Source organism: Methylobacterium isbiliense (assembly GCF_022179325.1).
Classification (GTDB): Bacteria; Pseudomonadota; Alphaproteobacteria; order Rhizobiales; family Beijerinckiaceae; genus Methylobacterium; species Methylobacterium isbiliense.
Genome location: NZ_BPQQ01000037.1, coordinates 34,998 through 48,462, shown reverse-complemented (window position 1 = coordinate 48,462; position 13,465 = coordinate 34,998). Strand labels below are relative to the sequence as shown.

Annotated in this window: 17 protein-coding genes; 12 read left to right on the top strand and 5 right to left on the bottom strand. The window is 74.1% G+C overall.

Translation table 11 applies throughout. The features are described 5' to 3' along the window. The first annotated feature begins 26 nt into the window (after nt 1-26). On the top strand, nt 27-173 hold the full coding sequence (locus MFF61_RS16695; protein ID WP_238236297.1) for a hypothetical protein: 147 nt from the start codon (nt 27-29) through the stop codon (nt 171-173). Nucleotides 174-207: 34 nt separating this feature from the next. Here MFF61_RS16695 and MFF61_RS16690 read toward each other — a convergent pair whose 3' ends face one another. Continuing rightward, the gene (locus MFF61_RS16690; RefSeq protein ID WP_238236294.1) at nt 208-456 is read right to left on the bottom strand and encodes a hypothetical protein; all 249 of its coding nucleotides are present in this window, start codon (nt 454-456) and stop codon (nt 208-210) included. A 176-nt stretch (nt 457-632) separates the two neighbouring features. Between MFF61_RS16690 and flaF the strand changes: the two genes are divergently transcribed. Further along, the gene (flaF, locus tag MFF61_RS16685; RefSeq protein WP_238236293.1) at nt 633-998 is read left to right on the top strand and encodes a flagellar biosynthesis regulator FlaF; all 366 of its coding nucleotides are present in this window, start codon (nt 633-635) and stop codon (nt 996-998) included. 85 nt (nt 999-1,083) lie between these two features. Then, on the top strand, nt 1,084-1,287 hold the full coding sequence (locus MFF61_RS16680; protein ID WP_238236292.1) for a Trm112 family protein: 204 nt from the start codon (nt 1,084-1,086) through the stop codon (nt 1,285-1,287). 129 nt (nt 1,288-1,416) lie between these two features. On the opposite strand, the gene MFF61_RS16675 is transcribed toward MFF61_RS16680, so the two are convergent. The 3 genes from MFF61_RS16675 to MFF61_RS16665 form a co-directional block, all read right to left on the bottom strand. Further along, the gene (locus MFF61_RS16675) at nt 1,417-3,606 is read right to left on the bottom strand and encodes a primosomal protein N' (protein ID WP_238236291.1); all 2,190 of its coding nucleotides are present in this window, start codon (nt 3,604-3,606) and stop codon (nt 1,417-1,419) included. Nucleotides 3,607-3,692: 86 nt separating this feature from the next. Next, nucleotides 3,693-4,028, bottom strand: coding sequence for a DUF2293 domain-containing protein (locus tag MFF61_RS16670; protein ID WP_238236290.1), 336 nt, complete (start codon nt 4,026-4,028; stop codon nt 3,693-3,695). Nucleotides 4,029-4,091: 63 nt separating this feature from the next. Then, the gene (locus tag MFF61_RS16665; protein WP_238236289.1) at nt 4,092-4,697 is read right to left on the bottom strand and encodes a cysteine hydrolase family protein; all 606 of its coding nucleotides are present in this window, start codon (nt 4,695-4,697) and stop codon (nt 4,092-4,094) included. Nucleotides 4,698-4,807: 110 nt separating this feature from the next. On the opposite strand from MFF61_RS16665, the gene MFF61_RS16660 reads away from it, so the two are divergent. From MFF61_RS16660 to MFF61_RS16625, 8 genes are all read left to right on the top strand, one after another. Next, nucleotides 4,808-5,710 carry a LysR family transcriptional regulator gene (locus MFF61_RS16660; protein ID WP_238236288.1) on the top strand — a complete coding sequence of 301 codons (903 nt, stop codon included), beginning with the start codon at nt 4,808-4,810 and terminating at the stop codon, nt 5,708-5,710. 50 nt (nt 5,711-5,760) lie between these two features. Beyond that, a complete protein-coding gene (locus MFF61_RS16655) occupies nt 5,761-6,063 on the top strand; it encodes a hypothetical protein (RefSeq protein WP_238236287.1) in 303 nt (100 codons plus the stop codon). A gap of 16 nt (nt 6,064-6,079) precedes the next feature. Beyond that, entirely contained in the window at nt 6,080-7,030 is a 951-nt protein-coding gene (locus tag MFF61_RS16650) for an ABC transporter ATP-binding protein (RefSeq protein ID WP_238236285.1), read from the top strand. Between the two features lie 82 nt (nt 7,031-7,112). Then, nucleotides 7,113-7,952, top strand: a complete 840-nt coding sequence (trpA, locus tag MFF61_RS16645) for a tryptophan synthase subunit alpha (RefSeq protein WP_238236284.1) — start codon at nt 7,113-7,115, stop codon at nt 7,950-7,952. Between the two features lie 10 nt (nt 7,953-7,962). Next, entirely contained in the window at nt 7,963-8,862 is a 900-nt protein-coding gene (gene accD / locus MFF61_RS16640; RefSeq protein WP_238236279.1) for an acetyl-CoA carboxylase, carboxyltransferase subunit beta, read from the top strand. A gap of 254 nt (nt 8,863-9,116) precedes the next feature. Continuing rightward, nucleotides 9,117-10,442: a bifunctional folylpolyglutamate synthase/dihydrofolate synthase gene (locus MFF61_RS16635; RefSeq protein WP_238236278.1), complete on the top strand. Its 1,326-nt coding sequence runs from the start codon at nt 9,117-9,119 to the stop codon at nt 10,440-10,442. A 333-nt stretch (nt 10,443-10,775) separates the two neighbouring features. After that, nucleotides 10,776-11,021, top strand: a complete 246-nt coding sequence (locus MFF61_RS16630; protein WP_373324719.1) for a hypothetical protein — start codon at nt 10,776-10,778, stop codon at nt 11,019-11,021. Nucleotides 11,022-11,665: 644 nt separating this feature from the next. Further along, nucleotides 11,666-12,346: a response regulator transcription factor gene (locus MFF61_RS16625; protein WP_238236276.1), complete on the top strand. Its 681-nt coding sequence runs from the start codon at nt 11,666-11,668 to the stop codon at nt 12,344-12,346. A 12-nt stretch (nt 12,347-12,358) separates the two neighbouring features. Here the strand turns inward: MFF61_RS16625 and MFF61_RS16620 are convergent, their stop codons facing one another. Further along, on the bottom strand, nt 12,359-12,658 hold the full coding sequence (locus tag MFF61_RS16620; RefSeq protein WP_238236274.1) for a PilZ domain-containing protein: 300 nt from the start codon (nt 12,656-12,658) through the stop codon (nt 12,359-12,361). Between the two features lie 166 nt (nt 12,659-12,824). On the opposite strand from MFF61_RS16620, the gene MFF61_RS16615 reads away from it, so the two are divergent. Next, on the top strand, nt 12,825-13,460 hold the full coding sequence (locus tag MFF61_RS16615; RefSeq protein WP_238236272.1) for a hypothetical protein: 636 nt from the start codon (nt 12,825-12,827) through the stop codon (nt 13,458-13,460). Nucleotides 13,461-13,465 lie beyond the last annotated feature (5 nt).

The window sequence follows — 13,465 nt, the reverse complement described above, 5'->3', positions numbered from 1 at the left end:
CCCAGAGCTTTCAGGACCCGACGCCGATGACCCCCAGCACCGTCCGCACCGAGACCGCCGCCCGCACCGACGCTGCCCTGCCCGGCGCCCATTCCTTCACGGCCGCCCTGTGCGGCTTCCTCGGCTCCACCGCCGCGACCACGGTCGTGATGGTGCTGCTCAGCGCGATGTGAACCGGACGACCGCGGCCCGCGCGCCCATGCGGGCCTATTTCGGCGCCACCGACCAGAACCGGCGCTTGGCAAACAGCATCTCGGGCTGCCCGACGGGCGCCCCGGCCAGAATCGACGGGGCAGCGGGCGGACAGACCGGATCGGGACGCCGCGCGGCGACCACCGGCACCTCCGGCCGCACCAAGCCCAGACGGAGCTGGACGTCGTGATTGCGGACCGCCGCGATCGTCGCGATGGCGGCCATCAGCGCACCGGCGATGGTGCCGAGGATGAAGTTCATCATGGCAGGTTCAACAGGACGCACCGTCCTTGGGCCGACATCGTAGCGGTTTCAGGGCAGAGGGGCCGCGCGCGGCATCCCGCCCATCTGTCCGCGACGTAACAACTCAAGCTTAAGATTTCCGTGCGACACCGCGGCAAGCGGCGCGAGTCCGGGCGCCCGCCAGGAGACGTGCACGGATGAGCTACGCGGCCAATGCTTACGCCAAGGTCTCGCAAGCGGCGCTGTCGCCGCGTGAGGCGGAGGCCGCCGTCTTGATCAAGGCGGCCGCCCGCCTCCAGCTGATCCAGGACAACTGGGCGGACCAGCAGGCCGGACTGAACGACGCGCTCGGTTTCAACCAGAAGGTCTGGACCCTCCTCTCGACCGCCGCCACCGAGCCCGAGGCGCCGCTGCCCGCCGACCTCAAGCAGTCGATGGCGCGGCTCGGCGCCTTCGTGTTCACCCGCACCTTCGAGACGATGGTCGAGCCCGCGGCCGAGAAGCTCACGGCCCTGATCCGCATCAACCGCGAACTCGCCACGGGCCTGCGCGCGACGCCCTGAGGCGCTCCAGGGCGCCCGGCCCTTCCGGTTCCCTCGGGACCCGGAATGCACTAGGAGGCGCGGGCCGCCCACGAGGACACGCCCGATGGCCGATACGCCGCTGCCCGTCGAACCGACGCGGATCGATCCGAAGCTGCTCGAACTCCTCGTCTGCCCCCTGACCAAGGACAGGCTGGAATACGATTCGGCGCGCCAGGAGCTGATCAGCCGCTCCGCCAAGCTCGCCTACCCGATCCGCGACGGCATCCCGATCATGCTGCCCGAAGAGGCCCGGCCGCTCGCCGAGTAGCGCCGGCGCGCGCGGCACGGCCCGGGACCGTCCCGCTCAGGCGCCGAACCGGCATCCACTTCGGCGCATGATGCTCCCTTGCTGCATCATGTCCGCCGCCGAACCGGCATCCACTTCGGCGCATGATGCTCAGAGAAAGCTCTGCGGGTCGACGTCGATCCCGACGCGCACGCTCCCGCGGGCCTTCGGCCCGCGCGCCAGCCAGTCGCGCAGGTAGCTCTGGATGTCGACCTCGCGCTCCGCCTTGACCAGCAGGCGGAAGCGGTGGCGCCCGCGCACCAGCGCGAGCGGCGCCTCGGCGGGGCCGAGCACCATCACGCCCGGCGGCGGATCGGCCACCTGCGCCAGCGCCCGGCCGTGCGCCTCGGCCGCCTCCCGCTCCGCCGCCGAGACGATCAGCGCCGCGAGCCGCCCGAACGGGGGCAGGCCCGCCACCTCCCGGGCCGCCGTCTCCTCGGCATAGAAGCGCTCCGCATCGCCCGAGATCAGCGCCGCGATGACCGGATGCTCCGGCTGGTAGGTCTGCACCAGCGCCCGGCCCGGCTTCTCGCCGCGCCCGGCGCGGCCCGTCACCTGCTGGAGGAGCTGGAAGGTGCGCTCGGCGGCGCGCGGATCGCCCGAGGCGAGCCCGATATCCGCGTCGAGCACGCCCACCAGGGTGAGATGCGGGAAGTTGTGGCCCTTGGCGACGAGCTGCGTGCCCACGACGATGTCGCAGCCGCCCTCCGCCACGGTCTGCAGCTCGGCCCGCAGCCGCTCGGCGCCGCCGGGGAAGTCGCTGGAGAGCACGATCACGCGCCGGTCCGGGAAGGTCGCGGCGACCTCCTCGGCGATGCGCTCGACCCCCGGGCCGCAGGCCGCCAGATTGTCGAGGGTGCCGCAGGCCGCGCAGGCCTCCGGCCGCCGCTCCGCATGGCCGCAATGATGGCAGACCAGCGCCCGGCGGAAGCGGTGCTCCACGAGCCAGGTCGAGCAGTTCGGGCACTGGTAGCGGTGGCCGCAGGCCCGGCAGAGGGTGAGCGGCGCGTAACCCCGGCGGTTGAGGAAGAGCAGCGCCTGCTCGCCGCGCGCGTTGGTCTCGGCGATCGCCGCCGTGAGGGTCGGCGACAGGTAGCGCCCGCGCGGCATCGCCTCGCGCCGCATGTCCACGGCCGCGATCTCGGGCAGGCGCCGCCCGCCGAAGCGCTCCGGCAGCACCACCCGGCGATAGCGCCCGCGCGCGGCGTTGACCCGGGTCTCGATCGAGGGCGTGGCCGAGGCCAGGACCACCGCGGCGTTCTCGAGCTTGGCGCGCACCACCGCCATGTCGCGGGCGTGGTAGCAGACGCCGTCGTCCTGCTTGTAGGCGGCCTCGTGCTCCTCGTCGACCACGACGAGGCCGAGCGTGCGGAAGGGCAGGAAGAGGGCCGAGCGCGCGCCCACCACCACCGGGATCTCGCCGGCCGCGACGCCGGCCCGGATGCGCTCGCGCCGCCGCCCGCCGATTCCGGAATGCCACGCCGCCGGCCGCGCCCCGAACCGCGCCGCGAACCGGTCGAGGAATTGGGCCGTCAGCGCGATCTCGGGCATCAGCACGAGCGACTGTACGCCCCGGCGCACCGCCTCGGCGACGACCTCGAAATAGACCTCGGTCTTGCCCGCGCCGGTCACGCCTTCGAGGAGCGTCACGCCCCCCTCCCCGGCCGTGCCGCCGGGCGCGGGCGCCGTGAGGGTGGCGATCAGCGCGTCCGCCGCCTCGCGCTGCGGCCCCGAGAGGGGCGCGTGCGGGTGGTCGGGATCGGGCGGCTCGGCGACGCGCTCGGGGGCCAGCGCCACGGCTTCGAGCACGCGATCGTCGATCAGCCCCTCGACCACGCTCGAGCTCACGCCGGCCTCCAGCCCGAGCGCCCGCTTGCCGCGCACCGCCCCGTCCGCCGCCACCGCGATCACCTTGGCGCGCGCGGGCGTCATCCGGCTCGGCGCCGCCCCGGTCGCCCGCACCCCGATCCGGGCGACCTCGCTGCGCGTCCCCTCCTCCGGCAGGCGCAGCGCCATCGCCAGCGCCGAACCCTTCGGCGCCAGGGTGTAGCGGGCGATCCAGTCCACGAGCCGGCGCAGCGGCGGCCGCAGGCCCTCCTCCGCCACCTTGGCGGTGACGCGCCGCAGGTTGCCGCCCGAGGCTCCCTCGCGCAGCGACCACACCACGCCGACCGTCTCGCGCGGCCCGAGCGGGATCTGCACCACGTCGCCCTCGGCGAGGTCGAGCCCGGCCGGCACGGCGTAGCTGTAGGCCGTGTCGAGGGCGAGCGGGATCAGGACGTCAGCGACCGCGACACTCATGGGTTCGGCTTCTGGGCTGGGCTGCGGGATCGCGCAGGGCGCGGGAGCCCTCCCTATATAGGCTCGGCCGCGCTCGCGTGCCCGCCTCAGGCCTCCTCCGCCTCCTCGCCGATGCGCCGCCTCACCCCCCATTCCGCCAGCACGGCGTTGAGGTCGTCGAGCACGAAGTGGCGGGCGCTGTCTTGGTCGTAGCCTTCGTCGAGAAGCGCATCGTACTCGGTGAAGACGTGCCGGGCATAGGCCACCATCCCGAGCCAGGCCGCCGTCTCGGGCGCTGCGCCCCGCAGGCCCGGGCTGGCGAGCGCCCGGTCGAGGATCGCCTCGGATTCGAACTCCGGCAGCCGCGGCGCCAGGCGGTCGAGGGCGTCGGCGACCATCCGGCGGCGGTCGACGCCGTGGGGCGGCTTGCGGCTGGCGCTCATGCGGGCCTCCGTCGCGGGCGCGGTCCCGCCCATCATAGGGCCTCGGCCCGCGAGGGCGAGCGCTCAGGCGGCGAGGAGCGCGGCCGTCGTCGCGACGAGGGCGGAGCGGTCGGCGAGGCCCGCGAGCGCCGCGCGCCGCACCTCGGCCGCGGAGAGCGGCGGGCCGCCGAGCGGGTCCGGCAGGGCGCGGGTGGCGGTGGCGTCGCTCGCCACCGTCACGCGGTAGCCGAGGTCGAGGCCGGCCCGGGCGGTCGAGCTGATGCAGTTGTGGGTCATGAAGCCCGCGAGCACGAGTTCGCGCCGCCCGAGGGCCGCGAGACGCTCCTGCAGGTCGGTTCCCGCGAAGGCGTTCGGCAGCGTCTTCTCGACCACCGGCTCGCCGGGGGCGGGTGCGGCCTCCCGCCGGATCGCGCCGCCCGGGCCCTCGCGGTCGAACAGGCCGCCGCTGCGTCCCCGATGCGCCACGTGCAGCACCGGCGCGCCCGCCGCCCTGGCCGCCTCCAGGAGATCGGTGCACCGCGCGAGCGCCGCCAGGAAGCCGTAGAGCGGCAGGCCGCCGCCCGGCGCGTACTCGCCCTGGGCGTCGATGACCACCAGCACCGCCTCCGCGAGGCGGGGCGGTTCGAGGGAGGCGCCCGCCATCTGCAGCAGGGTTCTGGGTTCGCTCATCGATCGGCTCCGTTCGGGATCCGGCCAGGGTTGGCACGTGCATTTGTGCCGGACCAGCGGCAAGATGCAGGGCAAGGGCTGCATTGATGCAGGGCTGGCGGAGAGGGAGCATGGAGGATTGGGAGGCGTGGCGGACGCTGCTCGCGGTGGCGCGGACCGGGCGGCTGTCGGCGGCCGCGGCGCTGCTCGGCGTCGATGCGACGACCGCCGGGCGGCGGGTGCGGCGGCTGGAGGCGGATCTCGGGCGGCCGCTCCTCGGCCGCGCCGGCGGGCTGCTCGTCCCGACCCAGGCCTGCCGCGACCTCCTGCCGGGCCTGGAGACGGCCGAGCGGGCCTTGCGCGAGGCCGGCGCGGCCCTGCGCCGCGACCCGGAGTCGCCGGACGGCCCGGGCTGGCGCGTGGTGCGCGTGACCGCGGTGGCGGTGCTGTGCGACCACCTGCTCGCCCCCGCGATGCCGCGCCTCGTCGCCGACCGGCCCGCCCTCGGCCTCGAACTGATCGCCGAGGACCGCAACCTCAGCCTCACCCGCCGGGAGGCCGACCTCGCGGTGCGGCTCGGGCCGCTCTCCGCGCCCCATGCGGGCGCCCGCGAGATCGGCCGGCTCGACTACGGCGTCTATGCGGCGGCCGGCGCAGCGGCGCCGGAGCGTCTGCCCTGGGCCGCCCTCGACGCGGCGCAGGGCCACCTCCCGGAGGTCCGCCATGCCGAGCGTCAGGCGGGCCGGCCCGGGCCGCGGCACCGCGCCTCGCGCTTGGAGACCCTGCGCCGCCTCGCGCTGGCGGGCGGGGTGCGCAGCGTGCTCCCCGACGTGATGGCGGCCCGCGATTCCCGCCTGCAGCGCCTCGGGAACGGGCCGGCGGTGAGCCGGCCGGTCTACCTCATCGGCCACCCGGAGGATGCCGAGGCGCCCGCGGTGCGCGCGGTGGCGGCCTGGATCGAAGGGTTGTTCGCCGGTCCGGCGGGCCCGGCCGAGGCGGGGCCGCCGCTGGCCCTCAGGGCCGCAGCCCGATAGGATGCGCGCGACCGTTCCGCGGCACTCCGCCCGACGAAGACACCGAGACCATGCGTCACCTCCTCGCCACAGCCGCCCTCGGGCTCGCGGCCCTGCCGGGCCCCGTCCATGCGCAGCAGCCGACGCCCGAGAGCCCGCCGGGCCTCACGCAGCCGCCCGCCCCGGCCGCGACGGGCCGCCGCCAGCCGCGCCCTGACACCGTTCCGGCGAATCCGAGCCCGGCGCAGGCGAGCGCCAGCCGGGACGCCGCGAACAAGGAGGCGGCCGCCGCGGCCCGCAAGGCCGCCGACCGCGACAAGGCCTGGGACAAGCGCATGAAGCGCACTCTCGGCTCGATCTGCTCCGGGTGCTGAGGCGCCGCCCGCGGGCATGATCCGCTTCGAGGACGTCGCCAAGACCTATCCGGGGGTCGAGCGGCCGGTGGTCGACGGGTTCGACCTAACGGTCGCCGAGGGGACCACCTGCATCCTCATCGGCCCCTCGGGCTGCGGCAAGTCGACGACGCTGCGCATGGTCAACCGCCTCGTCGCGCCGAGCGCCGGGCGGGTGCGGGTCGCGGGCGAGGACGTGGCGGGGCTCGACCCGATCCGGCTTCGCCGCCGCATCGGCTACGTCCTGCAGGGAATCGGGCTGTTTCCCCATTACAGCGTCGCCCAGAACGTCGCGACGGTGCCGCGCCTGCTGGGCTGGCCGGCGCGGCGCATCGCCGAGCGGGTCGACGCGATGCTCGACCTCGTCGGCCTCGACCCCGCCCTCTTCCGCGACCGGCGGCCGGACGCGCTCTCGGGCGGCCAGCGTCAGCGTGTCGGGGTGGCGCGGGCGCTCGCGGCCGATCCGCCGGTGCTGCTGATGGACGAGCCGTTCGGGGCGGTCGATCCGCTGGTGCGCGGGCGCCTGCAGGGCGAGATCCGCGCGATCCTGCGCCGGCTCGGCAAGACCGTCCTGATGGTGACGCACGACATCGACGAGGCCTTGCGCATGGGCGATCGCGTCGCGCTGATGCGGGCCGGCCGCCTCGTCCAGGCCGACACGCCGGAGGGCCTGCTCGCCCGCCCGGCCGACGCCTTCGCGGCGGAGTTCGTGGGCGGCGACCGGCTGCTGCGGCGGCTGGCGCTGATCCCGGCCCGCACGGCCTGCCGGGCGGGACTGCCGGCGGACGCGCCGCCCCTGCCCGCCGACGCCTCGCTGAAGGACGCCCTGTCCGCCCTCATGACCAGCGGGGCCGCGGCGGTGTCGGTCGAGGGCGCGGAGGGCGTCCTGACCCTCGAGGGGGTCCGCGCCGCGGTGCGGGAGTCCGCCGGCTTCACCTCGCGCGCCTGATGGTGTAGCGCGGCGTGCTGCCCGGCCGCTCCGGCGGTCCCACGACGGGCCGGACCGCCCGGGACGCCCGAGGATGCATGAGATGACCACCCGCCTCGCCGACGCCTTCGCCCGCTGCCGCACGGAAGGGCGCGCCGCCCTCGTCACCTACGTGATGGCCGGGGATCCCGACCCCGAGACCTCGCTCGCCCTGCTGCGGGCGCTGCCCGCGGCGGGAGCGGACATCGTCGAGTTCGGCCTGCCCTTCACCGATCCGATGGCGGACGGGCCGGCGATCCAGGCGGCGGGCCTGCGGGCGCTCAAGGCCGGCCAGACCGTGGCCAGGACCCTCGATCTCGTGCGCCGCTTCCGGGAGGAGAACCGGGACACGCCGCTGATCCTGATGGGCTACTACAACCCGCTCTACACTTACGGCGTCGACCGCTTCCTCGCGGATGCGCTGGCGGCCGGCATCGACGGGCTCATCGTCGTCGATCTGCCGCCCGAGGAGGACGACGAGCTGTGCCTGCCGACCCGGGCGGCCGGCCTCGCCTTCATCCGCCTCGCCACGCCGACCACGGATGCGCGGCGCCTGCCGGCGGTCCTCGCGAACACCGCGGGCTTCGTCTATTACGTGTCCATCACCGGCATCACCGGCTCGGCGACCCCCGACTTCAGCGAGGTGGCGGAGGCGGTCGCCCGCATCCGCGCGCAGACCGACCTGCCGGTGGTCGTCGGCTTCGGCGTCAAGACCGGCGCGCACGCGGCGGCCATCGCCCGCTCGGCCGACGGCGTGGTGGTGGGCTCGGCCCTCGTCGATGCGCTCGCCCGCTCCCTCGACCTCGACGGCCGGGCGACCTCCGGCAGCGTCTCGGCGGTGACGGCGCTCGTGCGCGACCTCGCCCTGGGCGTGCGCCAGGCAACCAGCGGACAGGCGGCGTGAGGAGGCGGCCATGAAGGTCGAGCCGATGAACTGGATCTCGGAGGTCGTGCGTCCGAGGATCAAGACGCTGTTCAAGCGCGAGACCCCCGAGAACCTCTGGGTGAAATGCCCGGAGACGGGGCAGATGGTCTTCCACAAGGAGGTGGAGGCCAACCATTTCGTGATACCGGGCTCCGAGCACCACCTGCGGATGACCGCCCAGCAGCGGCTCAAGATGATGTTCGACCAGGGCACGTGGCTCGACGTGCCGCTGCCCGAGGTGGCGACCGATCCGCTGAAGTTCCGCGACGAGAAGCGCTACGTCGACCGCCTCAAGGACGCCCGCGCCAAGACCGGCATGGCCGACGCGTTCAAGATCGGCTTCGGCCGCGTCAGCGGCCTGCCGATGACGCTCGCCGTGCAGGATTTCGGCTTCATGGGCGGCTCGCTCGGCATGGCGGCGGGCGAGGCGTTCGTGCGCGGCGCCGAGACCGCGCTGGACAAGCGCACGCCCTACGTGCTGTTCGCGGCCTCGGGCGGGGCGCGCATGCAGGAGGGCATCCTGTCGCTGATGCAGATGCCGCGCACGACCGTGGCGGTGCGGCGCCTCAACGCCGCGCGCCTGCCCTACCTCGTGGTGATGACGAACCCGACCACGGGCGGCGTCACGGCCTCCTACGCGATGCTGGGCGACATCCATCTCGCCGAGCCCGGCGCCCTCATCGGCTTTGCGGGACCGCGCGTCATCGAGCAGACGATCCGCGAGAAGCTGCCGGACGGGTTCCAGCGCGCCGAGTACCTGAAGGAGCACGGCATGATCGATCAGGTCGTGCACCGCCGGGACCTGCGCGCGACGATCGCGCGGCTGTGCGGGCTGCTGATGCAGGCGCCGGCGGATGCGGCGGTGGCGGCGGAGCCGCTGCCGGCGTGAGGGAATGAGGACCGCCGGAGACGACGCGGCAAGGGGCGGGTGCGTGACCGCCGAGGAACGGAAACGTCGGACCGCGGTGCACGACGAGAGGACGACGCTGACGGCAGAAGCGACCGGCACGACGGTCGTGGCCGCCATTCGCCGGCCGGCCGCATCCACGCCCTCAGGTCGGGCTTGCTGAAGGGGGGCAAGTCTGTTCCGTTCGGCAGGACGACTGCTACGCGCACCCCGATAGCTGCGAGACAGACCGACCGATGGAGTCCTCCGACGCGCTCATGGCGCGCTTCCTGGCCCTTCACCCGCGCACGATCGACCTGTCGCTCGGCCGCATCCAGCGGCTGCTCGCGGCGCTCGGGCACCCGGAGCGGCGGCTGCCGCCGGTCATCCACGTGGCGGGCACCAACGGCAAGGGGTCGACCATCGCCACCATGCGGGCGATCCTGGAGGCGGGCGGGCTGGCCGCCCACGTCTATACCTCGCCGCACCTCGTGCGCTTCCACGAACGCATCCGCCTGGGCCGGGTCGGCGGGGGCCGCTTCGTCGCCGAGGACCGGCTCGCCGAGGCCTTCGCGCGCTGCGAGGCGGCCAACGGGGGCGAGCCGATCACCGTGTTCGAGATCACCACCGCGGCCGCCCTGCTGCTGTTCGCCGAGTGCCCGGCGGACGTGCTGCTGTTGGAGGTCGGGCTCGGGGGACGGGTGGATGCCACGAACGTGATCGACACCCCGGCCGCCGCCGTGGTGACGCCGATCGGGCGCGACCACGCCGAGTATCTCGGCGACACGGTCGAGGCGGTCGCGACCGAGAAGGCCGGCATCTTCAAGCGCGGCTGCCCGGCCGTGATCGCCCCGCAGGACTACGCGGAAGCCGACCGGGTGCTCTGCGCCCGCGCCGAGGCGGTGCGGGCCGGGCCGGTGCTGGTCGGCAACCAGGACTTCTCGGTGCACGAGGAGCGCGGACGGCTCGTCTACCAGGACGAGGACGGCCTGCTCGACCTGCCCCGCCCCCGCCTCGCCGGACGCCATCAGATCGTCAACGCGGGCACGGCGATCGCGGCGCTGCGCGCGGCCGGGTTCGGCGATCTCGGCACCGCGGCCTACGAGACCGGCCTGACGCAGGTGGATTGGCCGGGTCGCCTGCAGCGCCTGAGCCGCGGACGCCTCGCCGGCCTGATGCCGGCCGGCGCCGAACTCTGGCTCGACGGCGGCCACAACGTCGATGGCGGGCGCATCCTCGCCGCCGCGATGGCCGACCTGCAGGAGCGGGGCGATGCGCCCCTCGTCCTCGTGACGGGGCTTCTCGGCACCAAGGATGCGGAGGGTTTCCTGCGCAACTTCGTGGGCCTTGCCCGTTTCGTCGTCGCGGTGCCGATCGGCAGCCAGATCGCCGCCCGCCCGGCCGAGGAGGTCGCGGCGATCGCCGCCTCCGTCGGCCTCGCGGCGGAGACCGCCCCCAGCATCGAGGCCGCCCTCGTGGCCCTGGAGAACCGGGCCTGGGAGCGCCCGCCCCGCGTGCTGATCTGCGGCTCGCTCTACCTCGCCGGTGCGGTCCTGACCGCCAACGGCACGCCGCCCACCTGACGGCCCCGCCCCGCGACGCATGAACCGCCCCTCCATCCGCCTCAACCCGGCCGCAATGGCACGGCACGGCTCGGGGCGCAGGGAAGAATCGAACCGAGGGATCGGGCCGTGGCGGCGCGTCCTTTGTGCGTATGGCGTACCGCCCGCTGCTGCCCTAGGGTGATGGCGGGGGTGAATGCGAATCGCATGGCTTCGCGGCGGGACCGGGCGCCCTCAGTCAGAGCCCGTTCAGCCAGTCGGGGCTAGACTGCACAGCCGGATGAAAGAGAGCCGATGATCTCCCTGTTGGGCCGCAAGCCGAAATCTCCCGCGCCGTTCCGCGCCTCCTGGGCGATGGGCGGCTTCGACCCGGTCTACTATCTCGACACCTATCCGGACGTTGCGGCGCACGGCTGCGACCCGCTGGAGCATTATCTGGTCTTCGGCTGGAAGGAGGGGCGCGACCCCTCGGCGCAGTTCAGCACGACGGGCTATCTCTCGGCCAATCCGGACGTGGCGGCGGCGGGCATCAACCCGCTGGTGCACTACCGCATGCACGGCCTCGGCGAGGGCCGAAGCGGCTGGCAGAAGACGCCCTGATCGGGCCGCGCTTCGCCTCTCACGTCCGTTCCTCTCCCGGCAGCCGCGTCCGCACGGGCGCCCCTCGCGAGCCGGCACCATCGCGGCAGGCCGCATCCCTCCCCCTCGCGCCTTGTCTCCCACCGGCTGCGATCGGATCGCGGTCGTGCGGCCTCGCCGACCGGACGACGGGTGCGCTCGGCGGCGCATGAAGAGGCGACCTTGCGCGGCAAGATTCCGCCACTCCTAAGCCTCCTGATCTAAGTCTTTCGGCGCATGCGACTGGGCCTAATGCGGTCTCGATACCAATCGATGCGTCTGCTTGTCCCGCGCTGCCTATCCGGATCCACGGGCAGGCGCCGTCCCTGCGTCAGATCGGCGGCATCTGCTGGTGGCCCCGCGGCACCGCGCAGCCACGGGACTGCTGTTCGTCGCGGCCGTTAAGCCCGCCGCCACAGCGTTAACCATTAATTAACCACGCCACGCGAAACAGGGAAGCGTCGCGCTAACCCGCGCGCCGCCGCCCCTCCTGAAGGTTTCGACAGGTGCAGGCCGGCATCGGAGCGGGTCCGCGCGTCGTCCTTCCTCCGGACCCATCAGCGCCGAACAACAGGCGAGGATCCGGAGACTTCACAAATCTCGTCGATGCCTAGGGGGCAGCGGGAATGTACATCGTCGTCGATGAGCGGCAGGGTGTTGCCGCTGAATACGTGGCGGGCTTCAGCGAACAGGGCGTGGCGTCGCGCGGCGTGGGCGCGGGCGAGTTCGGCGCATGGCTCGGCGAGCATGCCGAGAGCGACATCGGGGGTGTCGACGGGTTCCTGCTCGGCGAGTGCGGTGAGCGCGCCGCCCACACGGCGACGATCCGCCGGCTGAGCCAGGCCCCGATCATCGCGCTCAGCGAGACGCGCTCCCTCGCCCAGACCCTCGACCTCTTCACCGCCGGCATCGACGACGTGGTGCGCCGCCCCGTGCATGTGCGCGAGATCCTCGCCCGGGCCGAGGCGATCCGCCGCCGCATGAACCGGGCCGAGATGCGGGCGGCGGCCCCGCAGCAGGCCGAGCGCCTCGTGGTCCATTTCGACGGCCGCGACCCCGAGATCGACGGCAACAGCATGATGCTGCCCCGGCGCGAGCGCCACATCCTCGAATACCTCGCCCGCAACCGCGGCCGCTGGCTGACCAAGAGCCAGATCTTCGCGGCGGTCTACGGCGACCTCGCGAGCGACGTCGAGGAGAGCGTGGTCGAGGGCCACGTCAGCAAGCTGCGCAAGAAGCTGCGGATGCGGCTCGGCCGCGACCCGATCGATGCCAAGCGCATGGTCGGCTACAGCTTCGTCGGCTGACGCCCGGTGCTCTCAGGCTCCGCCTTCGGCCGGTTCCGCGAAGGCCACGCCCGCGAAATCCCCCCGCCGCCAGCGCAAGGCCGCCGAGACGCTCCGCAGATCGTGCCCGGCGATGTAGAGGGCGAAGCGGTCCGGCAGCGGCAGGTCGCGGTCGATGCGGATCTTGGCCCCCGCGCGGGACAGGTCGCGCACCACGCACGGGAGCAAGTGATCGGGGCCGACCTGGGCGCGGCCCTGCAGCATCACCCGGTGGCGCCGCCCGGCCAGCGGATCGCGCCCCGTCTCCGTCCTCTGTGTGGTCGCCGCGTCCATGCCCGCCCGCCGTGCTGCGCGCCGCGGCGCTTGCCCCCTGCCGGCGGGCTGCCCTCAGCGTCGCTCGCCCCGAGGCGTAGCCGCGCAGGGTTAACGCAACCTTCATCCGATGCGCTCATCCCTCGCTGATCCCCAGCTTCATCCCCGCGCCACGGTCCCGGCGGCCATGTCCTCACCTCCGCGCTCCCCACGGCGCCCGCTCCGGCCCCAGCCCCGCCCCTCGCCCCGGGCGGCCAAGCCGCAATCGGCCAAGCCGCAATCGGCCAAGCCGCGATCGGCCAAGCCGCAGGCGGCCCGAGCCGTCGCGCCGGAGCGCGACTCGGCGCTGACCGCCGCCGCGATGCTGCGCCGCGCGCGCGATGCGGCGGCGGAGCGGACGGCCTTCGCCCTCGTCGTGGGTCTCGCGCTCGTCTCGGGCAGCTTCGCGGCCGTGACCATCGCCGGGGGCGTTCGCCCCTACGCGGTGCGGGCCGTGGTGCCGGCCGGCGTGGGGCCGATGGCCTGGAAGAAGGGCGTGCCCGCCGCGGACGAGCCAGCCGATCTCGACCCGATGATCACCGGCTCGCTGCCCGAGGCGCCGCCCACCGCTCCTCTGCCGCGCGGCGATGCCGGACCGGCCGGGCACGGTTACCGGCTGAAGGGCGTGGCGGGCGGTGTCGCGCTGATCGAGGGCGGCGAGGGCACGCTGCAGGCCATTCCCGGCACGCTGCTGCCCGGGGCCGGACGCGTGCTGTCGATCCTGCCGGCCGGGTCCGGCTGGGTCGTCGTCACCACGCAGACCATCATCGCGGCCGGGCCGTGACGGCC

What these genes read in the sequence shown, in the direction of transcription:
- MFF61_RS16695 (WP_238236297.1), top strand. Translation starts at nt 27, where the DNA reads ATGACCCCCAGCACCGTCCGCACCGAGACCGCCGCCCGCACCGACGCT.
- MFF61_RS16690 (WP_238236294.1), bottom strand. Translation starts at nt 456, where the DNA reads ATGATGAACTTCATCCTCGGCACCATCGCCGGTGCGCTGATGGCCGCC.
- flaF (WP_238236293.1), top strand. Translation starts at nt 633, where the DNA reads ATGAGCTACGCGGCCAATGCTTACGCCAAGGTCTCGCAAGCGGCGCTG.
- MFF61_RS16680 (WP_238236292.1), top strand. Translation starts at nt 1,084, where the DNA reads ATGGCCGATACGCCGCTGCCCGTCGAACCGACGCGGATCGATCCGAAG.
- MFF61_RS16675 (WP_238236291.1), bottom strand. Translation starts at nt 3,606, where the DNA reads ATGAGTGTCGCGGTCGCTGACGTCCTGATCCCGCTCGCCCTCGACACG.
- MFF61_RS16670 (WP_238236290.1), bottom strand. Translation starts at nt 4,028, where the DNA reads ATGAGCGCCAGCCGCAAGCCGCCCCACGGCGTCGACCGCCGCCGGATG.
- MFF61_RS16665 (WP_238236289.1), bottom strand. Translation starts at nt 4,697, where the DNA reads ATGAGCGAACCCAGAACCCTGCTGCAGATGGCGGGCGCCTCCCTCGAA.
- MFF61_RS16660 (WP_238236288.1), top strand. Translation starts at nt 4,808, where the DNA reads ATGGAGGATTGGGAGGCGTGGCGGACGCTGCTCGCGGTGGCGCGGACC.
- MFF61_RS16655 (WP_238236287.1), top strand. Translation starts at nt 5,761, where the DNA reads ATGCGTCACCTCCTCGCCACAGCCGCCCTCGGGCTCGCGGCCCTGCCG.
- MFF61_RS16650 (WP_238236285.1), top strand. Translation starts at nt 6,080, where the DNA reads ATGATCCGCTTCGAGGACGTCGCCAAGACCTATCCGGGGGTCGAGCGG.
- trpA (WP_238236284.1), top strand. Translation starts at nt 7,113, where the DNA reads ATGACCACCCGCCTCGCCGACGCCTTCGCCCGCTGCCGCACGGAAGGG.
- accD (WP_238236279.1), top strand. Translation starts at nt 7,963, where the DNA reads ATGAAGGTCGAGCCGATGAACTGGATCTCGGAGGTCGTGCGTCCGAGG.
- MFF61_RS16635 (WP_238236278.1), top strand. Translation starts at nt 9,117, where the DNA reads ATGGAGTCCTCCGACGCGCTCATGGCGCGCTTCCTGGCCCTTCACCCG.
- MFF61_RS16630 (WP_373324719.1), top strand. Translation starts at nt 10,776, where the DNA reads ATGGGCGGCTTCGACCCGGTCTACTATCTCGACACCTATCCGGACGTT.
- MFF61_RS16625 (WP_238236276.1), top strand. Translation starts at nt 11,666, where the DNA reads ATGTACATCGTCGTCGATGAGCGGCAGGGTGTTGCCGCTGAATACGTG.
- MFF61_RS16620 (WP_238236274.1), bottom strand. Translation starts at nt 12,658, where the DNA reads ATGGACGCGGCGACCACACAGAGGACGGAGACGGGGCGCGATCCGCTG.
- MFF61_RS16615 (WP_238236272.1), top strand. Translation starts at nt 12,825, where the DNA reads ATGTCCTCACCTCCGCGCTCCCCACGGCGCCCGCTCCGGCCCCAGCCC.